23 protein-coding genes are annotated in these 19,964 nt (G+C 71.7%); 7 read left to right on the top strand and 16 right to left on the bottom strand.

The features are described from left to right. The 6 genes from ACN9M0_RS19710 to ACN9M0_RS19685 form a co-directional block, all read right to left on the bottom strand. On the bottom strand, positions 1-966 hold the full coding sequence (locus ACN9M0_RS19710; protein ID WP_366038814.1) for a YgfZ/GcvT domain-containing protein: 966 nt from the start codon (positions 964-966) through the stop codon (positions 1-3). Between the two features lie 10 nt (positions 967-976). Beyond that, positions 977-1,414, bottom strand: coding sequence for a Fur family transcriptional regulator (locus ACN9M0_RS19705; RefSeq protein ID WP_366038813.1), 438 nt, complete (start codon positions 1,412-1,414; stop codon positions 977-979). A gap of 41 nt (positions 1,415-1,455) precedes the next feature. Further along, complete coding sequence (locus ACN9M0_RS19700) at positions 1,456-2,028, bottom strand: FABP family protein (RefSeq protein ID WP_366038812.1); 573 nt, start codon at positions 2,026-2,028, stop codon at positions 1,456-1,458. A 225-nt stretch (positions 2,029-2,253) separates the two neighbouring features. Continuing rightward, positions 2,254-3,186, bottom strand: a complete 933-nt coding sequence (locus ACN9M0_RS19695; protein ID WP_426403969.1) for a hypothetical protein — start codon at positions 3,184-3,186, stop codon at positions 2,254-2,256. Continuing rightward, positions 3,183-3,971, bottom strand: a complete 789-nt coding sequence (locus ACN9M0_RS19690; RefSeq protein WP_366038810.1) for a hypothetical protein — start codon at positions 3,969-3,971, stop codon at positions 3,183-3,185. Before ACN9M0_RS19690 ends, ACN9M0_RS19695 begins: the two co-directional genes overlap by 4 nt. Beyond that, positions 3,968-4,771 (bottom strand): hypothetical protein, encoded by an 804-nt coding sequence (locus tag ACN9M0_RS19685; protein WP_426403968.1) that lies wholly within the window; start codon positions 4,769-4,771, stop codon positions 3,968-3,970. Before ACN9M0_RS19685 ends, ACN9M0_RS19690 begins: the two co-directional genes overlap by 4 nt. 103 nt (positions 4,772-4,874) lie before the next feature. Between ACN9M0_RS19685 and ACN9M0_RS19680 the strand changes: the two genes are divergently transcribed. Continuing rightward, entirely contained in the window at positions 4,875-5,237 is a 363-nt protein-coding gene (locus tag ACN9M0_RS19680; RefSeq protein ID WP_426403967.1) for a DsrE family protein, read from the top strand. 18 nt (positions 5,238-5,255) lie between these two features. Here ACN9M0_RS19680 and ACN9M0_RS19675 read toward each other — a convergent pair whose 3' ends face one another. From ACN9M0_RS19675 to ACN9M0_RS19640, 8 genes are all read right to left on the bottom strand, one after another. After that, positions 5,256-5,519, bottom strand: a complete 264-nt coding sequence (locus tag ACN9M0_RS19675) for a DUF3099 domain-containing protein (protein ID WP_366038807.1) — start codon at positions 5,517-5,519, stop codon at positions 5,256-5,258. Between the two features lie 219 nt (positions 5,520-5,738). Then, positions 5,739-6,029: a DUF1416 domain-containing protein gene (locus tag ACN9M0_RS19670; protein WP_399700891.1), complete on the bottom strand. Its 291-nt coding sequence runs from the start codon at positions 6,027-6,029 to the stop codon at positions 5,739-5,741. Positions 6,030-6,072: 43 nt separating this feature from the next. Continuing rightward, the gene (locus ACN9M0_RS19665) at positions 6,073-6,918 is read right to left on the bottom strand and encodes a sulfurtransferase (protein ID WP_366038803.1); all 846 of its coding nucleotides are present in this window, start codon (positions 6,916-6,918) and stop codon (positions 6,073-6,075) included. A gap of 168 nt (positions 6,919-7,086) precedes the next feature. Further along, positions 7,087-7,167 (bottom strand): putative leader peptide, encoded by an 81-nt coding sequence (locus ACN9M0_RS19660; protein ID WP_350497993.1) that lies wholly within the window; start codon positions 7,165-7,167, stop codon positions 7,087-7,089. 331 nt (positions 7,168-7,498) lie between these two features. Continuing rightward, positions 7,499-8,185: an LmeA family phospholipid-binding protein gene (locus tag ACN9M0_RS19655; RefSeq protein WP_366038802.1), complete on the bottom strand. Its 687-nt coding sequence runs from the start codon at positions 8,183-8,185 to the stop codon at positions 7,499-7,501. 106 nt (positions 8,186-8,291) lie between these two features. Beyond that, entirely contained in the window at positions 8,292-9,446 is a 1,155-nt protein-coding gene (locus ACN9M0_RS19650; protein ID WP_426403966.1) for a hypothetical protein, read from the bottom strand. 10 nt (positions 9,447-9,456) lie between these two features. Next, complete coding sequence (locus ACN9M0_RS19645; RefSeq protein ID WP_366038800.1) at positions 9,457-9,711, bottom strand: MoaD/ThiS family protein; 255 nt, start codon at positions 9,709-9,711, stop codon at positions 9,457-9,459. A 176-nt stretch (positions 9,712-9,887) separates the two neighbouring features. After that, positions 9,888-10,706, bottom strand: coding sequence for an alpha/beta hydrolase (locus ACN9M0_RS19640; RefSeq protein WP_399700885.1), 819 nt, complete (start codon positions 10,704-10,706; stop codon positions 9,888-9,890). A 216-nt stretch (positions 10,707-10,922) separates the two neighbouring features. Here ACN9M0_RS19640 and ACN9M0_RS19635 point away from each other — a divergent pair, with 216 nt between their 5' ends. The 6 genes from ACN9M0_RS19635 (at position 10,923) to ACN9M0_RS19610 (ending at position 17,110) form a co-directional block, all read left to right on the top strand. Then, complete coding sequence (locus tag ACN9M0_RS19635) at positions 10,923-11,753, top strand: response regulator transcription factor (RefSeq protein WP_366038798.1); 831 nt, start codon at positions 10,923-10,925, stop codon at positions 11,751-11,753. Between the two features lie 24 nt (positions 11,754-11,777). Further along, positions 11,778-12,803, top strand: a complete 1,026-nt coding sequence (locus tag ACN9M0_RS19630; protein WP_366038797.1) for a LacI family DNA-binding transcriptional regulator — start codon at positions 11,778-11,780, stop codon at positions 12,801-12,803. 170 nt (positions 12,804-12,973) lie between these two features. Then, positions 12,974-14,125, top strand: coding sequence for a S1C family serine protease (locus ACN9M0_RS19625; protein WP_426403965.1), 1,152 nt, complete (start codon positions 12,974-12,976; stop codon positions 14,123-14,125). A gap of 47 nt (positions 14,126-14,172) precedes the next feature. Further along, positions 14,173-14,901: a response regulator transcription factor gene (locus ACN9M0_RS19620; RefSeq protein ID WP_366038880.1), complete on the top strand. Its 729-nt coding sequence runs from the start codon at positions 14,173-14,175 to the stop codon at positions 14,899-14,901. Continuing rightward, positions 14,898-16,301 (top strand): sensor histidine kinase, encoded by a 1,404-nt coding sequence (locus ACN9M0_RS19615; RefSeq protein ID WP_366038795.1) that lies wholly within the window; start codon positions 14,898-14,900, stop codon positions 16,299-16,301. Before ACN9M0_RS19620 ends, ACN9M0_RS19615 begins: the two co-directional genes overlap by 4 nt. 14 nt (positions 16,302-16,315) lie before the next feature. Then, positions 16,316-17,110 carry a nucleotidyltransferase gene (locus tag ACN9M0_RS19610; protein WP_366038794.1) on the top strand — a complete coding sequence of 265 codons (795 nt, stop codon included), beginning with the start codon at positions 16,316-16,318 and terminating at the stop codon, positions 17,108-17,110. Here the strand turns inward: ACN9M0_RS19610 and ACN9M0_RS19605 are convergent. Together ACN9M0_RS19605 and ACN9M0_RS19600 are read right to left on the bottom strand one after the other, a co-directional pair. Beyond that, a complete protein-coding gene (locus ACN9M0_RS19605; protein WP_366038793.1) occupies positions 17,107-17,961 on the bottom strand; it encodes a phosphatidylinositol-specific phospholipase C in 855 nt (284 codons plus the stop codon). The two genes, ACN9M0_RS19610 and ACN9M0_RS19605, sit on opposite strands and share 4 nt — an antisense overlap. Before the next feature lie 106 nt (positions 17,962-18,067). Next, the gene (locus ACN9M0_RS19600) at positions 18,068-19,900 is read right to left on the bottom strand and encodes a bifunctional metallophosphatase/5'-nucleotidase (RefSeq protein ID WP_366038792.1); all 1,833 of its coding nucleotides are present in this window, start codon (positions 19,898-19,900) and stop codon (positions 18,068-18,070) included. Positions 19,901-19,964 lie beyond the last annotated feature (64 nt).

The raw sequence follows: 19,964 nt of genomic DNA, 5'->3' as shown, positions 1-19,964 counted from the left end.
CTACGGCTCGACCACGACCTCCTGCGCGGCAGCCGTCGTCCCGGCGATCAGCGGGGCGTCCACCGGCACGTTCCGCTTGACCAGGGCGAGGGCGATCGGCCCGAGCTCGTGGTGGCGGACGGCCGTCGTCACGAAGCCGAGCTGGCGGCCCTCCTCGCCGTCGGACGCGAGCCGGAGCGGGGTGCCGTGCGCGGGCAGGAGCACCTCGCTGCCGTCCAGGTGCAGGAAGACCAGACGGCGCGGCGGCTTCCCCAGGTTCTGCACCCGGGCGACGGTCTCCTGGCCCCGGTAGCAGCCCTTCTGGAGGTGGACGGCGCTGCCGATGAGACCGACCTCGTGCGGGATGGTCCGGTGGTCGGTCTCGAAGCCGAGCCGCGGCCGGTGCGCCTCGACCCGCAGCGCCTCGTACGCGAGGATCCCGGCGGCCGGCCCGTGCGAGGCCGCGAAGGACTCCAGGTCGGCGCGGGGCAGGAACAGATCACGGCCGTGCGGGGTCTCCCGTACGACGACGCCCTCGGGCACCTCGGCGATGGACCCGGCCGGCAGGTGGACGACGGCGAAGTCCTCGGTCCGGTCGGCGACCTCCACCCGGTAGAAGAACTTCATCGACTCCAGGTACGCGACGAGCTCCTCGCGCGTCCCCGGCTCGACGTGCGCCCACACCGTCTCGCCGTCGTCGACGAGGTACAGGGCGTGCTCGATGTGCCCGTTCGCGGAGAGGATCAGCGCCTCGGTCGCCTGCCCGGGCGGCAGGTCGGTCATGTGCTGGGTGACGAGCAGGTGCAGCCAGCTCCGCCGGTCGTCACCGGTGACGGCGATGACGCCCCGGTGCGAGAGGTCGACGAAACCGTTGCCCTCGGAGAGGACGCGCTGCTCGCGGAACAGGTCGCCGTAGTGCGCGGCGACGCCTTCGTCGCGGCCTTCGGCGGGGACGGCGCCGGACAGGGACAACAGAGGGCTCTTCATACAGAAGAGCCTACGACTCGGCGGCCGCGTCCTTGTTCGAGCAGTCCCGGCACCGGCCGAAGATCGCGAAGTGCTTCATGTCCGTCTCGAACCCGAAGGTCTCGCGGAGCTTCCCGGTGAACTCGGCGGCCACCTCCACGTCCGCCTCGATCACCCCGGAGCAGTCCCGGCAGACCAGGTGCAGATGGTGGTGCCGGTCGGCGAGGTGATAGGTCGGCGCCCCGTGCCCCAGATGCGCATGGGAGACGAGCCCGAGCTCCTCCAGGAGCTCCAGGGTCCGGTACACGGTGGAGATGTTCACCCCGGAGGCCGTCCTGCGGACCTCCACCAGGATGTCGTCGGGCGTCGCGTGCTCCAGCTTGTCGACGGCCTCCAGGACAAGCTGACGCTGCGGCGTCAGCCGATAGCCACGCTGCCGCAGATCGCTCTTCCAGTCGGTGCTCACCACGCCCCCCAGTGTAGGAGGACGCGGCGCGCACCCCGGAGTGTCTAGCGGAAGAAGGCGATGCCGTCGTCCGGCATGTCGGGCAGGTTGCGGGCCATCTCCGCGACCTCCTCCGGCGTGACGACCTTCTTCAGGTGCGCCGACATGTACGGGCGGAGCGGGACCTCGGGGGTCGCCTTCTCGCCCACCCACATCAGGTCGCTCTTCACGTAGCCGTAGAGCCGCTTGCCGCCGCTGTACTCACCCGAGGCCGAGGTCCGCGCGACGGCGTCCGTCGCCAGGTCGATCTGCGGCTTCTGGTCGGCGAGCTCGCCGTACCAGATCTCGACGATGCCCTGGTCGCGGACCATGACGATCTCGACCTGGCGGTCCTTGTCGATCCGCCAGTAGCCGCTCTCGCTCTCCAGCGGACGGACCTTGTTGCCCTCGTTGTCCAGGACCCAGGAGTGCGAGTGGTACTCGAGGAAGTCCCGGCCGTCGTGGCTGAACGTCACGGACTGGCCGAAGTTGCACTTCTCGGCGCCGGGGAAGTCGGAGACGCCCGCGCCCTCCCACGTACCGAGCAGGAACGCGAGGGGGACGAGGTCCGGATTGAGGTCGGACGGGATCTCGATCATGAGCAGCTCTGGCGTTCTCTAGAAGTGGTTACCGCTGGCCCTGGTACAGCTTCTTCACGGTCAGACCGGCGAAGGCGATCACGCCGACGGCGACCAGGACCAGGAGGGTTTCGAAGAAAACGATCACGGGGTGCTCCTCGACTGAGCGGTGAAGGCGGAACGGGCCGGACCCCAGCTTAGTGGGCTGGGGTCCGGCCCACTCGGTGAGGTGGGTCTCGCGGACGATCAGCCGAGAAGCTGGTTCTGCAGGGTGACGGTCTGCTGGAACGGCACGGCGAGCGCCTCGCCCTTACGGGTCTGGGTGATCAGCGCGAGGGTGTCGCCGGCCTGGACGTAGGCCCAGCGGACCTGCTCGGGTCCGTACGGCTTCTTCTCCCGGAACGCGTACACGCTCGTGTCCGGTACGCCGATGTCGTCCGCGAAGTCCTCCAGGACGACGCCCTCCACCCCGTCCGGCAGGGCCTTCGGGCCGTCCGCCGCGTCCGCCTCCACCGCCTCGTCCTTGAACGCCTCGGCGAACGCCACCGAGCTGAACCGCAGCAGATGGATGCTGGTGCGGGTGCCGTCCGGGGTCGTCCAGCCCCGGGCGGCGATGTGCCGCAGCGTGGAGTCCGCCAGGGCCCGCTTCAGCTCGTCGCGGGTCTCCTTGCCGTAGAGCGAGAGATAGGAGTCCGTGGACACGAAGCCGCCGTTCAGCTTCGGGTCGGGCGTCGCGCCGGCCGGTGCCGGCAGCAGCAGCTCGCGCACGTCGGCGTAGTGGATCTCGCCTTCGTTGCCCTCGGTGAAGGGGCGGGGCCGGTCCGCCGGGAGCGCCGGGAGACGGAGGGCCGGGTACTCCCAGCGGCCGTCGTTCTCGGTCGCCAGGCCGGGCACGTCGTTCCGGTCGAGGGCGGTGATGCCCATGGCGGTGCCCGCGCCCACGCCGCCGCACACCACGACGGCGGCCGTCCAGCGGGCGACCGCCCACAGGACCCGGCGGGACCGCCGGGGAGCGGCGGGGGCGGACTCGGCGACCGGCTCCGGGGTCTCCGGGGCGGGCGCGGTCGCGACCGCGTCGGCGGCCGGGGCCGGGGCCGGGGGCTCCGCGACCGCGTCGGTCTCCGGGGCCGGGGGCCCCGCGGCCTCGTCGGCGGCCGTCTCGGTCAGCTGCTCGGTCATACGTACTCCCCCGGGGACTCGATGTGGCGAAGCTGCTTCTCCAGGAGGCCGGCCACGGCCGCCTGGTCGAAGGGCGCGGCACCGAACGCCGTGACGGTGACCATCACCTCTCCGTCGTACGCGGAGCAGCTCATCTTCTGCAGGTCGGGCGTCCGCTTGTCGGTGCCGAACCCCTCGGGCTTCGCGGGTTTGGGCCCCAGATAGCAGGCGGCGTTCTTCGCGTGGCCCTCGACCTTCGGCCCCTTGCGCAGCTCCAGGAGCTCGGCCATCTCCTTGCGGAGCCCGAAGAACTCCCGGACCTTCTTCTTGTCCTTCATCCGCAGGATGAGCACCTCCGCCTGGAGGGTGCTGTCCTCCGTGGCGTACGCGCGCATCGCCACGCCCTGGACGCCGAGCCGGTCGACCTCCTTCTCGTACGTGCGGCGCTTCTTGCCGTAGAAGCCCTGGCCCGACTGCTTGAGCAGGGCCACGGCCTCCTTCGCCGGCAGCTCGTCGTCGTTGCCGTACCCCGCGACGTCCGCCCCGAGCGCGTAGCCCTCCGGCACGGGCAGGAGGAGCTTGCTCAGCGGGGTGGACGCCCGTCCCCGGGCGACACCGGCGGCCGGGTCCCCGGGGGTCGCGGTCGCGGTGGGGTCCGCCCACGCCACGGTGGGGGCGGTCCGGTCGGCGTGGTCGACGGTGACGGCGGTGTACGCGACACCGCCGCCGACGGCACCTAGCACGACCACGGCGGCCAGCGTGTTCTTCAGGATCCGGCGCGTGCGGCTCCCCGGCTTCTCACTCACAGGCGCCCCAGCTGCCGCTCGGCCAGAGAACGGATCTCGTTCTCGGCGATCTTCCGTGTGTCGGACATCAGGATCGTGATCGCGATGTCGCCGCGCTGGATGAAGGCGCGGGCCTCGTACTGGTCCATGTATCCGGCCTCGCGGTGGACCGGGTAGAGGAAGTAGCGGCCGTTCTCGGAGCCCTTCACCGGCTCCCCGAGGGACTCGGCCTTCCCCTCGCCGATGGCGATGCTCTGCTGCCGCTTCACGTGCTCCAGGGCTCCGTTCCCGGAGGTGGCGCGGTACTGCACGAGGTTGATCTCGACGCGCTTGTACTCGCCCACGCGCCACGTGCGCGTGGCGATCCGCCGGATCCCCTGATCGAGCTGGAACTCCAGCGCCCCCTCGGGCCGGGTGAAGTCGTCGGCGTACGAGGACAGCGACTGCCAGCCGTCCGCGCCCTCGGGCCGCGCCCCCGCCGGCTTCGGTACCAGGAGCTTCCGCAGGTCGCCCTGCGTCTTCGCCTGGCGGTCCTCCTTCGCCGAGAGCGGCTCGGGCTCCTGGCCCTTGGGGAGCGTCTTCGCCGGGTACGCGAGGCCCGGCTGGTTCAGCGGCGGGAGTGCGGTCGGTTCGCGGTCGGCCTGGATGCCGTAGCCGACGGCGGTGCCGCCGACGAGGCCGATGACGGCGGCGACGGCGATCAGCCCGACGGTACGGAGGACACGGCGCGGCCGGCGGACCGGAGGCGCGGTTTCCGTGGCCGGCTCCGGCTCGGGCGGTGATGTTGTATCCGTATTTTGGATACTTTCTTCAATACTCAAGAGTCCCCCCACGAGACCTGAAGCGCGGATTCCGTCACCCGCGCACACAGCTGACACGCGAGAGGCGCATGAGGTTGCAGGGCCGCGCATTACAGTTCGGCATATGGCGAAGAAGCTCGTGATCAAGGTGACCGCGGGGGCCGACGCCCCCGAACGCTGCTCCCAGGCCTTCACGGTGGCCGCCGTCGCCGTTGCCAGCGGCGTCGAGGTCTCGCTGTGGCTGACCGGCGAGTCCTCCTGGTTCGCCCTCCCCGGCCACGCGGCGGAGTTCGAACTCCCGCACGCCGCGCCGCTGCCGGACCTGATCGAGTCGATCCTGGCGGCCGGCCGCATCACGCTCTGCACGCAGTGCGCGGCCCGCCGCGAGATCACGGAGAAGGACGTCCTGGACGGCGTCCGCATCGCGGGCGCGCAGCTCTTCGTCCAGGAAGCGATGTCGGACGAGACGCAGGCCCTCGTCTACTGAGCCACGGGAGCTACGGCACTACGGCTTCCGGCGCTTCTTGCCGTCCAGCTCGTCCCACCACTCGTCCGACTTCGGGTCGCCCGACGGATCGTCCCACCAGCGATCCTCCGGGCCCCGGCGGTTGGCGATCATCGCGGCGACCGGGGGGATGACCATGGCGACCACGCACATACCGATGGCGACAGGCATCGAGAAGAGCCGGACGACGGCCCAGGCGCCCACGAAAAGCACCAGGCAGACGCCCATCATCCAGAAGTAGACGTGCCGACGTCGCGCGTACACCCCTTCAGCGTACGACCGGCCGGGCACCCCGGGATGAAAAGAGACCGGAGGGCCGTGCCTCAAGTCCTGGAATAGGCGTCCAACCCCCCAGGAGGCACGGCCCTCCGGCCGTTCGGTGTGGCTTCGCGCTGCGCCGGAGTCCGATGGACGGAGTCCGGCGCAGTGGCTCGAAGCCGTGAGGCGCCCCGCGCCGAGCGGTGCGAGAGGCGCGTCGAGAAATCAGACCGCGATGGCGACGTCCGTCAGGCTGCCGGTCTCCGTGACGACGACCTTCCGGTCGGCCTGGGCGCCCGGAACCAGGGCGCGCAGGGTCCACTCGCCGGTCGCCGCGTAGAAGCGGAACTGGCCGGTGGCCGAGGTCGGGACCTCGGCGGTGAACTCGCCGGAGCCGTCGAGGAGGCGCACGTAACCCGTGACGGGCTCGCCGTTCTTGGTCACCTGGCCCTGGATGGCCGTCTCACCGGGCTTGAGCGTGCTGACGTCGGGGCCGCCGACCTGAGCTCCACACATGTTCTCTGTCCTGTCCTAGAGGTATCGGGGGTCGCGCGACCGGTTACTTGTTGGCGCCGAGCTCGATCGGCACGCCGACGAGGGAGCCGTACTCGGTCCAGGAGCCGTCGTAGTTCTTGACGTTCGTGACCTCGAGCAGCTCGTGCAGGACGAACCAGGTGAGCGCGGAGCGCTCGCCGATGCGGCAGTAGGCGATGGTGTCCTTCGCCAGGTCGACCTGCTCGGCCTCGTAGAGGGCCTTGAGCTCGTCGTCCGACTTGAAGGTGCCGTCGTCGTTGGCGTTCTTCGACCACGGGATGTTGCGGGCGCTCGGCACGTGGCCGGGGCGCTGCGACTGCTCCTGCGGGAGGTGCGCCGGGGCGAGCAGCTTGCCGGAGAACTCGTCGGGCGAGCGGACGTCGACCAGGTTCTGGGCGCCGATCGCGGCCACGACGTCGTCGCGGAAGGCGCGGATCGAGGCGTCCTGGGCCTGGGCCTTGTAGTCGGTGGCCGGGCGGGCCGGGACCTCGGAGCCGTCGACCAGGTCGCGGGAGTCGAGCTCCCACTTCTTGCGGCCGCCGTCGAGGAGCTTGACGTCCTGGTGGCCGTAGAGCTTGAAGTACCAGTAGGCGTAGGAGGCGAACCAGTTGTTGTTGCCGCCGTAGAGGACGACCGTGGTGTCGTTCGCGATGCCCTTGGCCGAGAGGAGCTTCTCGAAGCCCTCCTGGTCGATGAAGTCGCGACGGACCGGGTCCTGCAGGTCCTGGGTCCAGTCGATCCGGACGGCGTTGCGGATGTGGTTCTTCTCGTAGGCCGAGGTGTCCTCGTCGACCTCGACGATGGCGACCTGCGGGTTGTCGAGGTTGGCCTCGACCCAGTCCGCGTCGACCAGGACGTCGCTGCGAGCCATGCTGTTCTCCTCCGGGGCAGTGTGCGGGGGTGTGCTGCGGTGGTGCGGATGTGTGGTGCGGTACGCGTCGTCGCGTGGCGTACGGACAGCGGACGTGCGTACGGCTCTGCACAGGGCGGCCCCGACGGCAGTCGACGGGCCTGAGGGATACGGGAGTTGGCGTCCCGCTCAGACTGAGCGACAGAGCATGGCGGCGACGCGGCACAGGTCTACTGCCCGCCGCTTCGTGAGATCCGCCTGTCGCTTCATGCCCTCGATCGTAGGGACGGACAGGCGGCCGTGTCACCGGTGTGTCGTATTTTGAGACGCGATCGTCCGAGATGCGAGACGTGATCACGCTGGAGGCCGGCTCCGGACGCCTCCGCACCGAGCTGTCCGCTTCGCCTTCTGCGGATCGGACGGGTGTGTCTCAGCATGTGACCAGAGGGTATGTCCGAGCCCCGGACGCCGTCTCAGGACCGGCCCTCCGCCGGCCCGCGAGGACGATGTCCGCCGGCCCGAGGGACGACCTCCGCCGGCCCGAGGGACGACCTCCGCCGGCCCGAGGGACGACCTCCGCCGGCCCGAGGGACGACGTCCGTCAGCCCGCGAGGACGACGTCCTTGCCGCTCACGGTGACCGCCAGGCCGTCCGGGCGCGGCTCGACCTTCTCCACCTTCATGCCGGCGATCATGCCGATCGGGCGCTCGAAGTCGGTGCGCGCGCGGACCAGGTCCTCCACGCCCGGGATGCCGGCGCCCGGCACCTCGTCGGCGCGGACCCGGATGGTGTCGCCGTTCACGACGGTCACCGTGGAGAGGACGGAACGCGTCAGGGTGCGGCCCATGATCGTCACGCCGCCGGTGACCTTCACCTTGCCGTTCCCGCCGTAGGCGACGGTGGCCTCGCGGTCGGAGGCGGCGGTGAGGTCCGCGTACGAGATGAGGGCCGTGCCGCGGGCGGAGCCGGCCTTCGCGCCCGCCCAGTCGCCGGTCACGGTCACGTCCCGCAGGGCCACGGTCAGCTCGCCGACCCGGATGTCCTTGTCGCCGGCCTTCGCCCGCACGCCGGTCGCCGTCACGTCGACCTCGTCGAACCGCTTGTCGGCGACCTGGGTGAGGAACGGGAAGCCCTTGATGTCGACCTCGATCGAGTCGCTGGTCGAGGCGGAGAGCTTCACCCGGCTCGACGCCTCCGACTCGGCGTACGACAGGGCCAGCCGGTCGATACCGACGAGTGCTCCGCCCAGCACGACGGCCACGATCAACAGAATCCGCAGTGCTCGCATGGGCTGTGCGTCCCCCCGTAGTGGTTCCCGTAAAACTTCCGGCCCCCCGACACAAGATCGACGTGTCGGGGGGCCGGTTGGTTCCCGTGCGTGAACGGGCCGCGCGTCAGACCAGGGCGCGGCCCAGCAGGTAGACGGCGGGCGCGGCGGCGGTGAGCGGCAGCGCGACGCCCGCGGTCATGTGAACGAACCGCGACGGGTAGTCGTAGCTGGCCACCCGCAGGCCGACCAGGGCACAGACGCCGGCGCCGAGGCCGAGCAGCGCCCCGGAGGTGCCCAGGTCGGTGAGGCCGCCGGCCGCGATCCCGGCGCCCGCCGCGGCGAGCAGGGCGGCGACCAGGGAGACGGGTCCGGGCAGCGGCAGCGCCCGGGCGAGGACGGTGGCGGCGACCGCGACCCCGCCGACGACCACGGCGTCCTGGGCGGCGCCGAGGTGTCCGGTGGCGACGACGGTCAGGGCGGCGGAGGCGATGGTGGCCATCAGGCCGTACATGCGCTCGTCGGGGTCGGCGTGGCTGCGCAGCTGGAGGACCAGGCAGAGCAGCACCCAGACGCCGAGGGTGCCCAGGATCGCGGCGGCCGCGTGCTCCCGGCCGGTGGCGAGGAGCGCGGCGTCGGCGACGAGGCCGCCGAGGAAGGCGAGCGCGATGCCCTGCCGGGCGGGCCACATGCCGTTGAGCCGGAACCAGCCGGCGGCGGTGAGGCCCTGGAGCAGGACGAGCGGGACGAGGAGCCCGTACGAGCCGAGGGAGGCGCCGCCCGCGAGCAGCAGGCCGAGGACGGCGGTGAGGGCGGCGGGCTGCATGCCGGGCTCGATCACGGGCGAGCGCCCCTCGGCGCGGGCGCGCTGGGCGTCGGTGATGCGGGTGTTCCCGGAGGTGGTGGGCGAGGAGTACGAGGGCCCGGCCTCGGCCACGGGCGCGGGCGGCGCCACCGGCTCGGCGACGGGCTCCGCGTAGGACGCGGCGGGGGCTCCGTGCGAGGCGTACTGCTCGTACGGCTGGTACGGCTCCTGGTACGACTCCTGCGTCCCGTAACCGGCGGAAGCCTGCGGGTGCGCCTGGGCCTGCGCCTGGGCCTGCGCCTGGGCCTGGGCCTGCGCCTGGGCCTGGGCGGCGGCCTGGACCTGCTCGTACGAGACGGCCGGCTGGTACTGGGTGTCCCAGGTCTGGCCCTCCCACGTCTGCGTGACGTCGGGGCCCGGCTGCCCGTTCGCGTGCGGGTCGTACTGCTGCCCGCCGTAGTACTGGTCGTTGCTCATGCTCTGGGGTTCACCCTCCTGCGAACGGGGGGAGCACCTCGACCGTGCCGCCCTCGGCAAGCCGTACCGTCTCATGGCTCCGGGTCCCGACGGGGTCGCCGTCGACCAGGAACGAGCACCGCCTGAGCACCTGGACGAGCTCGCCCGGGTGCTTCGCGCGGGCCGCGTCGAGGGCCTCGGCCAGGGTCCCGGCGGTGTACGGCTCCTCGGCGACACCGGCGGCGGCCTTGGCCGCGGCCCAGTAGCGGATGGTTCCCGCTGCCATAGCGGCGCTCCCTTCGTTCGTGTGCGCGCCGCCCCCATCATGGGCTATGCGCGCGTGGATCCCGTTCCGACGACTGCGCGCGCATGAGCCGGCTCCGGGCTACGCGCGCGTGAGTCCGCTCCGGATTGCGCGCGCATGAGCCGCTCCGGATTGCGCGCGCGTGAGTCCGCTCCGGGCTACGCGCGCGTGAGCCAGTCCCCGAGCCGGGCGAGCAGCTCCTCGCCGGCCGCGTTCTCCGCGTGGCCCATGCCCCGCTCCAGCCAGAGTTCCGCGTCGCCCGCGGCGGCCAGCATGCGCGGGTGGTCGAGCGGGAAGTACGCGTCCCGGTCGCCGTGGACGATCAGCAGCGGGGTCGGCGCGATCAGCGGCACCGCCTCCACCGGGGACAGCGGCACGGGGTCCCACGCCCGGCTGTCGATCCGGGTGCCGAACCCGTACCGCCCGACGAGGCGGCCCGCCGGCCGGGTGACCACCCAGTGGACGCGGCGCATCGGGGCCGTCCCCCGGTAGTACCAGCGGGCGGGTGCGGACACGGCGGCCACCGCGTCGGCGCGGCCCTCCGTGCCCCGCTCCAGGGCCGCGTGGCGCAGGACCACGGAGCCGCCCATGGAGAACCCGAGGGTCGCCACGCGCGTGTGGCCGAGCTCACGGGCCCAGCGGACGGCGGCGGACAGGTCGAGGACCTCCCGGTCGCCGACGGTGGAGCGGCCGCCGGAGCGGCCGTGCCCGCGGAAGGAGAAGGTGACGACGGCCACACCGCGCTCCGTGAGGGCCCGGGCGGCGCGCCGGACGGCGGGCCGGTCGGCCGACCCGGTGAAGCCGTGGGCGAGGACCACCGCCGTATCGGTGACACTTGCCCGTGAGGGTTCGTAAACCGCCTCGATCCGGACACCGTCATCGGTACGCAGCATTGCGCGCCGGGGCATCCGGTGATGGACGGAAGTGAGCGAGGAAACATCCACCATGTGAAATCGGCCCTCTGCCTCGGAACTCATGTGGGCTATTCTGCTTGCCAGAGGATCCGGGCAACGCAGCCCCCGGGTCCTTTTGTGTTTTCCGACCGTTGTTACGGATGGATGAACGAAAGCTCTCAGGATGCGAGAGCCGCACGTGAGCACACATAGACGTCCTCGCAGGGACCGAGGAGGAACCGACGTCATGGACGAGCGAACGACGCACGACGGACCGACGATCAGGGCAGGTGCGGCGCGATGAGTTCTCTGCTGCTCCTGACCAACGCCCTCCAGCCGTCGACCGAGGTGCTCCCCGCACTCGGCCTGCTGCTGCACAACGTCCGGGTCGCCCCGGCCGAGGGCCCCGCCCTCGTGGACACCCCCGGCGCGGACGTGATCCTCGTCGACGGCCGGCGCGACCTCCCGCAGGTGCGCTCGCTCTGTCAGCTGCTGCGCTCCACCGGGCCCGGCTGTCCGCTGATCCTCGTCGTCACGGAGGGCGGTCTCGCGGCCGTCACCGCCGACTGGGGCATCGACGACGTCCTCCTCGACACGGCCGGACCGGCCGAGGTCGAGGCGCGGCTGCGGCTCGCGATGGGCCGCCAGCAGATCGTCTCCGACGACTCCCCGATGGAGATCCGCAACGGCGACCTGTCGGTCGACGAGGCGACGTACAGCGCGAAGCTCAAGGGCCGGGTCCTGGACCTGACCTTCAAGGAGTTCGAGCTGCTCAAGTACCTGGCCCAGCACCCGGGCCGGGTGTTCACGCGCGCCCAGCTCCTGCAGGAGGTGTGGGGGTACGACTACTTCGGCGGCACCCGGACGGTCGACGTCCACGTACGGCGCCTGCGGGCCAAGCTGGGCCCCGAGCACGAGTCGCTGATCGGCACCGTCCGGAACGTCGGCTACCGGTTCGTCACCCCCGAGAAGGTCGAGCGGGCGGCGGAGGAGGCCCGCGCCAAAGTCGAGAGCACCCGCGACCGGGAGAAGGCCCGCGCGAGCGCCGGCGTCAAGGCCGCCACGGACGGCGTCACCCCCTCGGAGGACAGGAACGTGGCGGATGCCACAGTGCGACCTGCCGGTAGGTAGGTCCCCCCGCGTAGACTTCCGCGCGTGGCCAAGGTGACGCGGGATGACGTAGCTCGACTGGCAGGTACTTCTACCGCGGTAGTGAGCTACGTCATCAACAACGGACCCCGGCCGGTCGCCCCGGCCACGCGCGAGCGTGTCCTCGCCGCCATCAAGGAGCTGGGCTACCGGCCCGACCGGGTGGCCCAGGCGATGGCCTCCCGGCGCACCGACCTCATAGGCATGATCGTCCCCGACGCGCGGCAGCCGTTCTTCGGCGAGATGGCGCACGCGGTCGAGCAGGCCGCCGCCGAGCGCGGGAAGATGGTCCTCGTCGGCAACTCCGACTACCGGACCGAGCGCGAGGTCCACTACCTGCGGGCCTTCCTCGGGATGCGGGTCTCCGGACTGATCCTGGTCAGCCAGGGCATGAGCGAGCAGGCCGCGAGCGAGATCGAGGCCTGGGACGCGCGCGTGGTGCTGCTGCACGAGCGGCCCGAGGCCATAGACGACGTCGCCGTCGTGACGGACGACATCGGCGGCGCCCAGCTCGCCACCCGGCACCTCCTGGAGCACGGCCACCCGTACGTGGCGTGCCTCGGCGGCGTCCCGAACACCCCGGCCGTCGGCGACCCGGTCGCCGACCACGTCGAGGGCTGGCGGCGCGCCATGCTGGAGGCCGGCCGCTCGACCGAGGGCCGGCTCTTCGAGGCCCCGTACAACCGGTACGACGCCTACCAGGTCGCCCTCAAGCTGCTCGCGGGCCCCGACAGGCCGCCGGCCATCTTCTGCTCCACCGACGACCAGGCCTTCGGTGTCCTCCGCGCCGCCCGTGAGCTGCGCATCGAGGTGCCGACGGAGCTGGCGGTCGCGGGCTTCGACGACGTGAAGGAGGCGGCGCTCACCGATCCGCCGCTGACCACGATCTCCTCGGACCGCCCCGCGATGGCCCGGGCTGCCGTGGACCTGGTCCTCGACGACTCGGTCCGGGTGTCGGGCTCGCGCCGCGAGCGGGTGAAGCTCTTCCCGTCGGCCCTGATCGTCCGCCGCTCCTGCGGCTGCCACGAGTAGGTCCGCGAGACCCGTCTCGAACCGCGTCTCGAAACCCGTCTCGAACCGCGTCTCGAACCCCGTCTCGAGACCGTCTCAAGACGGGTCTTTATACGGGACATACAGGGTTCTGTCGGGCTTCTCAGCCGCTCCTCAGACGGCTCTCATGTACGGATCCGAGAGTCATAGCCATGACGGACTTCCAGGAGCAGCAGCCCCAGCAGCCGTACTACCCGCCGCAGCCGCCGAGGCCGCCGTACGAGCCGACGCAGCCGATGCGGTCGGCGCAGGGACCGTACGAGGCGACGCAGCCGGCGCAGGGACCGTACGGGGCGACGCGGCCGATCACCACCGAGCCGGGCACGACCATCTGGCCCTCGGGCGGTCACGTGCCGCCGCCGGTGGACCCGCCCCTCGTCGCCACCGTCCCCGCCCCGGCCCCCTCGCCCCGCCGCCGCGCCAAGCGCGGGGTCGGACTCATGGCGGCCGTGGCCATCGCGGCCGCGGCGGTCGGCGGCGGCACGGCGACGCTGGTGCAGCAGCTCACCTCCGACACGGTCGCGACCGCCTCCTCCCCCGTCGTGAGCGGCACCAACGTCTCCACCGGCAGCAAGGGCACGGTCGCCGGGGTCGCCGAGGCGGTCTCCCCCTCCATCGTGGAGATCTCCGCGACCTCGAACTCCGGCAAGTCCACCGGCTCGGGCGTGATCATCACCTCCGACGGCGAGATCGTCACCAACAACCACGTGGTCTCCGGCGCGACCTCGGTCACCGTGCAGCTCAGCAACGGCAAGACGTACGAGGCCCAGGTCGTCGGCACCGACCCCGACAAGGACCTCGCCCTGATCAAGCTCAAGGGCGCCTCCGGGCTCAAGGCCGCCACGCTCGGCGACTCCTCGAAGGTCAGGGTCGGCGATGAGGTCGTGGCGATCGGCTCCCCCGAGGGCCTGACCGGCACCGTCACCAGTGGCATCGTCTCCGCGCTCGACCGGGACGTGACCGTCGCCAAGGACGAGGACGGCCAGGACCAGCAGCAGGGGCAGCAGCAGTGGGACCCGCGGCAGGGCTGGCCGTTCGAGTTCGGCGGGCAGCAGTTCAACGGCGACACCGGCTCCTCGAAGACCACGTACAAGGCGATCCAGACCGACGCCTCGCTCAATCCGGGGAATTCCGGCGGTGCGTTGATCAATATGAACGGCGAGATCATCGGAATCAATTCGGCCATGTATTCGCCCAGTTCTTCGAGCGGCTCCACGGCCGGAAGCGTAGGCCTCGGATTCGCGATCCCGGTCGACACGGTGAAGGCCGACCTGGACAGCCTCCGCTCGGGCGGCGGCAGCTGAACGGCGTACGGGCGGCATGCGACGCTGACCCCATGACGGGACAGCCCATGACGGGACAGCAGCACGAAGCCGAGCGCATCCTCATCGTCGACGACGAGCCCGCCGTGCGGGAGGCCCTGCGCCGCAGCCTCGCCTTCGAGGGGTACGCGACGAAGGTCGCCGTCGACGGCCTCGACGCGCTCGCCGCGATGGAGTCGTACGCCCCCGATCTCGTCGTCCTCGACATCCAGATGCCCCGCATGGACGGGCTGACGGCGGCCCGCCGGATCCGGGCCGCCGGCTCCACCGTGCCGATCCTCATGCTCACCGCCCGCGACACCGTCGGCGACCGGGTCACCGGCCTCGACGCCGGCGCCGACGACTACCTGGTGAAGCCCTTCGAGCTGGACGAGCTGTTCGCCCGCATCCGGGCCCTGCTCCGCCGCAGCTCCTACGCGTCGGCGTCGGCCGCCGCCCCCGCCGAGGACGACGTCCTCGCCTTCGAGGACCTGCGGATGAACCTGGCCACGCGCGAGGTGACCCGGGGCGGGCGGACCGTGGAGCTGACCCGGACCGAGTTCACGCTCCTGGAGATGTTCCTGGCGCACCCGCGCCAGGTCCTCACCCGCGAGCAGATCCTGAAGGCCGTGTGGGGCTTCGACTTCGAGCCCAGTTCGAACTCGCTGGACGTGTACGTGATGTATCTGCGGCGCAAGACGGAGGCCGGCGGTGAGCCGCGCCTCGTCCACACCGTGCGCGGCGTCGGCTACGCGCTGCGCGGAGGAGGCGCCGAGTGACACGCCCCCTCAGGAGTCCGCTGGCCTGGTTCCGCTCGCGGCCGCTGCGCTCCCGGCTCGCCCTGCTCACCGCCGTCGCGGTGGCGGTCGCCGTCGCGGCCGCTTCGCTGGCCTGCTGGTTCGTGACGCGGGCGCAGCTGGAGGCGGAGATGGACTCCTCGCTGCGCAGCACCCGCCTCGACGCGAACGGCGTGCAGAGCCTGCTCGCGATGTGCCGTCAGGGCACGACGCCGCCGCCGGTGGCGGGCTCGTACACCGTGCAGGTCATCCTCGCCAACGGCAGCGTGTGCACCTCGGGGGAGGCCGCGATCCCGGCCGGGGCCGGCGACCTCGCGGTGGCGCGGGGGCAGCTGGAGGACCTCCTGCACACGGTGAAGGACGACGACGGCCGGGAGATGCGGGTCTACACCTACCCGCAGGACGGCCCCGTCGGGCTCGCCGTCTCCCTCGCCCGTCCGCTCTCCGAGATCGACAACTCGATGTCCACGCTCCGCTGGGTGCTGCTCCTGGTCTCCGGGATCGGCGTCGTCGGCGCGGGCGCGGCCGGCCTGTGGGTCGCGCGGACCGGCCTCGAACCGGTGAACCGGCTCACCGACGCGGTCGAGCACGTCGCCGCGACCGAGGACCTCACCGTCCGCATCCCGGTGGAGGGCGAGGACGAGATCGCCCGCCTGTCGCGCTCCTTCAACACGATGACGGCGGCGCTCGCCACCTCCCGGGACCGGCAGGCGCAGCTCATCGCGGACGCGGGCCACGAACTGCGGACGCCGCTCACCTCCCTGCGTACCAACGTCGAGCTGCTCGCGCGCAGCGAGGAGACCGGCCGGGCGATCCCGCCGGACGACCGGCGGGCCCTGATGGCCTCGGTGAAGGCGCAGATGACGGAGCTGGCCGCGCTGATCGGCGACCTCCAGGAGCTGGCCCGCCCGGACGCGGTGCAGCCGGGCCCGCTGGAGGTGGTCCCGCTGCACACGATCCTGCGGACGGCCCTGGACCGGGCGCGGCTGCGCGGCCCCGAGCTGACCTTCGTCACGGACCTCGCGCCCTGGTACGTACGGGGGGAGACGCCGGCCCTCGAACGGGCCCTGGTGAACGTTCTGGACAACGCGGTGAAGTTCTCGCCGCCCCGGGGCACGGTCGAGGTGACCCTGATGCGGGGCGAGCTGACCGTCCGCGACCAGGGCCCCGGCATCGCCCCGGACGAGCTCCCGCACGTCTTCGACCGCTTCTGGCGCTCCCCGTCGGCCCGCAGTCTGCCGGGCTCTGGCCTGGGCCTGTCGATCGTGGCGCGTACGGTGCAGCAGGCGGGCGGCACGGTGTCGCTCGCCCCGGCGGAGGGCGGCGGCACGGTGGCGAGGCTGCGGCTGCCGGGTGCGCCGACGCCGCCGCCGGAGCTGTGAGCGGGGGTGGCCTCATGGACGACCGCGGTCTGAAACCCGACGGAACGATCGCGCGCGAGGGCGCCCTGGAGCGCGTGCCGGCGGCGTTCGCGCCGGTCGTGGAGGCCGCGCGCGCCCGGCTCTCCGAAGCGTTCGGCCCGGACCGGCTGCACAGCGCGTACCTGTACGGCAGCGTGCCCCGCGGCACGGCGGTCGCCGGCGTCTCCGACCTGGACGTGCAGCTCGCTCTGCACGAGGAGCCCACGGAGGCGGACCGCGCCGCCGCCCGCGCGGTCGAGGCGGCGCTCGACCGTGACCTGCCCCAGATCGACGGCGCCGGGATCCTGCTGAGCAGCACCGGGACGCTCCTCAGCGAGCTCGAACGCCACGACCTGGGTTTCTTCGTGGCCTGCCTCTGCACCCCGCTGTCCGGCCCCGACCTGGCCGAGCAGCTGCCCCCGTACCGTCCGACCTCGCTGCTCGCGCGCGAGACGAACGGCGACCTGGCCCTGCTCCTGCCCGGCTGGCGGGCCCGCGCCGCCGCGGGCACGGACCTCCGCGCGCTCGGGCGTGCGGTCGGCCGCCGACTGGTCCGTACGGGCTTCACCCTGGTCATGCCCCGGTGGGGCGGCTGGACCAGCGACCTGGACCGGTCGGCGGCGCTCTTCGGCGGCTTCTACCCGGACCGCGCGGAGCAGATGCGCCTGGCGGTCCTGGCGGGCAGGTCTCCGGCCCCGGACCCGGCCGTCCTCCGTCTCCTCGTCGAGGACCTGGCCCCGTGGCTGGCGGCCGAGTACACGGCGGTGCACGGGACGAAGACGCAGCGCTAGTTGTGCCGGAGCAGCGCCTCCACGAGACCCGCCCGGGTGTTGGGGAAGTCCAGGGGCACGATCCCGAGCCCGACGCGCCCGGCCAGCTCGGCACTGTCCACGAACCCGTGCACCCACGGATTCAGCCGGTCGGAGTTCCAGCGGGGCGGCAGGTACGCGGAGGTGCTGACGAAGTTCACGTAGAGCGGGCCGGGCTGGGCGACGGCGGCGCGGAAGTGGGCCTGGATCTTGGGGTACTTGGCGTCGGGCAGGGCGTTCCAGTCGTCCTGGACCGAGAAGACGGCGGGGTCGGCCCACCGCAGACCGGGCAGCCCGCCGTTGTCGGCGAGCAGCACGACCCGCCCGCGCGCCTCGCCGAGCAGCGGCAGCGTGTCCCCGATCCGGAAGAGGGAGCGCCAGCCGCGCCGGTCGAGGTAGTCGTCGAAGACGGCCCGGAAGGTGGCGTCGGACTCCTCGGAGTACTCCTGCTTGACCCGCATGAGGACGGTCTCGGAGGGGTGCGCGGCGAGGAAGTCCCGGCAGGCGACGAGGACGTCCCCGAACATCATGTTCTGGTAGGAGGCCCCGTGGTGGATGGCGAAGGACCCACCGGTCACCCGGCACCGCACGTCCAGGAACCGGACACCGCTGTCCAGCTGCTGGGCGATGGTGCTGTTCTGGCACTCGCTCCAGGGCCCCCCGAAGCGGGCCCCGGAGTCATGGGTCCCGGGAATGGTGAGCCGCTGCAGCGGCGTCCCGTCCCCGTGTGCCCCCATCCACGCGCGCACGTCCACGGCCGAGGCGGTGGGCGCTCCCACGAACAGAGCGGTCCCGGCTGCCGCGGCTCCCACAAGGAATCGTCGTCGGTCCATGGACCGGGACTATGACAGGTCCACAACAACCTCACCAGAGCGCGCACGCGAAAGGGGCGGCGGTCCGTCGAAAACGGGCCGCCGCCCCCTCAGGGCCGCTTCGGGGCTACTTCACGACCGTGATCCGGTCCGCCGCCGGGACCGGCAGCGGCGCGGTGGCCGAGGAGTGGCCGGCCAGGTACGCGTTGAAGAGGTCCAGGTCCGAGGCGCCGACCAGCTTGTTCGTGCCGGCGGCCAGGGCCGCGAAGCCGTCGCCGCCGCCCGCGAGGAACTCGTTCATCGCGACGCGGTAGGTCTTCGACGGGTCGATCGCCTCGCCGTTCAGCTTGATCGTGCCGTCGACGACGCGGTCCGCGCCCGTCTTCGTCATGTCGAGCGTGTAGGTGAGGCCCTTCGACACCTGAAGGATCTTGACCGAGTTCAGGTTCGAGCCGCTGACCTGCTGCTTCAGCGCGGTGATCAGGTTCGCGCCGGACAGGTCGACCACGTTCATCATGTTGGTGAAGGGCTGCACGGTGAAGGACTCGCCGTACGTCACCACACCGTCGCCCTCGGCGCCGGAGGCCTTGTAGACCAGGTCCGAGCGGATGCCGCCCGGGTTCATCAGGGCCAGCTGCGCGCCACCCTTGTCCGCCGGGGCCAGGCCCTCCAGCTGCGCGTCGGCGATCACGTCGCCGAGCGGCTTCTCGTACGCCGTGGAGCCGCGGCCGTTGATGTCGGCGGCGATGAAGCCCTGCGGGCGGTTCGCGACCGGGGCGGCGAGCGCGCGCCAGTCCTCGATCAGCTTCGTCATGTCCGCGGCCTTCGGCACGTCACGCGAGACGACGTGGTTGGCCGAGGCCACCGCCGTACGCACGATGTCCTTGGTGGCGCGGTCGTACGTCAGCGTCGTGTCCGTGTACAGCTTGCCGAACGAGGACGCCGAGGTCACCAGACGCGGCTTGCCCGCCGGGTCCGGGATGGTGCACACGTACGCCTGGTGCGTGTGGCCGGTGACCAGCGCGTCGACCTGCGGCGAGACGTTCTTGGCGATGTCGACGATCGCGCCGGAGACGCCCTCGCCGTCACCGTCGCCGTCACCGTCGCAGTTGTAGTTGTACGAGGCCGAGGCCGGCATGCCGCCCTCGTGGACCAGGGCGACGATGGACTTGACGCCCTTGCGCTCCAGGACCTTCGTGTACTTGTTGATCGTCTCGACCTCGTCACCGAACGTGAGGCCCTTGACGCCCTCGGCGGTGACGACGTTCGGGGTGCCCTCCAGGGTCACGCCGATGAAGCCGATCTTGACGCCGTCCTTCTCCCAGATGAAGTACGGGTCGAGCAGCGGCTTGCCGGTCTTCTCGTCCGTCACGTTCGCCGCGAGGTACGGGAAGTCGGCGCCCTCGAAGGTCTTGCCCTCGACGAAGCAGCCGGCGGTCGGGTGACAGCCGCCGTTCTGCATCCGGGCCAGCTCGCGCGCGCCCTCGTCGAACTCGTGGTTGCCGACCGAGGTGACGTCCAGGTCCAGCTGGTTCAGCGCCCCGATGGTCGGCTCGTCGTGGAAGAGCCCGGAGAGCAGCGGGGAGGCGCCGATCATGTCGCCGGCCGCCGCCGTGATGGAGTAACGATTCCCCTCACGCGCCTGACGCAGGTGCGTGGCCAGGTACTCGACACCACCGGCGTCGATCTTCTCGGTGGTGCCGTCCTCCTTCGTCCGGACGACCTGCCCGGACGAACCGGCCGGCGGCTCCAGGTTGCCGTGCAGGTCGTTGAAGGAGAGCAGCTGGACGTCGACCATCCGGCCCCATCCCTTGCCGTTCGTCCCCTGCCCGGCGGCGACGGCGTCCCCGGCCGCACCGGCCGACGGCATCGCGGCGACGAGCGCCCCGACGGTCGCAAGCCCCGCTCCGGCGGCGAGAATTCGCCGTGCCGTCTTGTTCTTCCTCGGTGTCGCTGCCATCTCTCCCCTAGTCCCCTTGCCCCGTTTCGCGGCCTTGATCTACTCCCCGTTGCGCGTGCAGCCT

The organism is Streptomyces sp. R-07, assembly GCF_049913175.1.
In the GTDB taxonomy this organism is placed as follows: Bacteria; Actinomycetota; Actinomycetes; order Streptomycetales; family Streptomycetaceae; genus Streptomyces.
The sequence above is the reverse complement of the archived record's forward strand: the minus strand, read 5'-3'. Positions and strand labels throughout refer to the sequence as shown.

Bases quoted from the DNA above. Each gene is read 5' to 3' on its own strand.
- ACN9M0_RS19710 (WP_366038814.1), bottom strand. From the start codon at position 966: ATGAAGAGCCCTCTGTTGTCCCTGTCCGGCGCCGTCCCCGCCGAAGGC.
- ACN9M0_RS19700 (WP_366038812.1), bottom strand. From the start codon at position 2,028: ATGATCGAGATCCCGTCCGACCTCAATCCGGACCTCGTCCCCCTCGCG.
- ACN9M0_RS19695 (WP_426403969.1), bottom strand. From the start codon at position 3,186: ATGACCGAGCAGCTGACCGAGACGGCCGCCGACGAGGCCGCGGGGCCC.
- ACN9M0_RS19680 (WP_426403967.1), top strand. From the start codon at position 4,875: ATGGCGAAGAAGCTCGTGATCAAGGTGACCGCGGGGGCCGACGCCCCC.
- ACN9M0_RS19670 (WP_399700891.1), bottom strand. From the start codon at position 6,029: ATGTGTGGAGCTCAGGTCGGCGGCCCCGACGTCAGCACGCTCAAGCCC.
- ACN9M0_RS19665 (WP_366038803.1), bottom strand. From the start codon at position 6,918: ATGGCTCGCAGCGACGTCCTGGTCGACGCGGACTGGGTCGAGGCCAAC.
- ACN9M0_RS19660 (WP_350497993.1), bottom strand. From the start codon at position 7,167: ATGAAGCGACAGGCGGATCTCACGAAGCGGCGGGCAGTAGACCTGTGC.
- ACN9M0_RS19655 (WP_366038802.1), bottom strand. From the start codon at position 8,185: ATGCGAGCACTGCGGATTCTGTTGATCGTGGCCGTCGTGCTGGGCGGA.
- ACN9M0_RS19650 (WP_426403966.1), bottom strand. From the start codon at position 9,446: ATGAGCAACGACCAGTACTACGGCGGGCAGCAGTACGACCCGCACGCG.
- ACN9M0_RS19645 (WP_366038800.1), bottom strand. From the start codon at position 9,711: ATGGCAGCGGGAACCATCCGCTACTGGGCCGCGGCCAAGGCCGCCGCC.
- ACN9M0_RS19640 (WP_399700885.1), bottom strand. From the start codon at position 10,706: ATGAGTTCCGAGGCAGAGGGCCGATTTCACATGGTGGATGTTTCCTCG.
- ACN9M0_RS19635 (WP_366038798.1), top strand. From the start codon at position 10,923: ATGAGTTCTCTGCTGCTCCTGACCAACGCCCTCCAGCCGTCGACCGAG.
- ACN9M0_RS19625 (WP_426403965.1), top strand. From the start codon at position 12,974: ATGACGGACTTCCAGGAGCAGCAGCCCCAGCAGCCGTACTACCCGCCG.
- ACN9M0_RS19620 (WP_366038880.1), top strand. From the start codon at position 14,173: ATGACGGGACAGCAGCACGAAGCCGAGCGCATCCTCATCGTCGACGAC.
- ACN9M0_RS19610 (WP_366038794.1), top strand. From the start codon at position 16,316: ATGGACGACCGCGGTCTGAAACCCGACGGAACGATCGCGCGCGAGGGC.
- ACN9M0_RS19605 (WP_366038793.1), bottom strand. From the start codon at position 17,961: ATGGACCGACGACGATTCCTTGTGGGAGCCGCGGCAGCCGGGACCGCT.
- ACN9M0_RS19600 (WP_366038792.1), bottom strand. From the start codon at position 19,900: ATGGCAGCGACACCGAGGAAGAACAAGACGGCACGGCGAATTCTCGCC.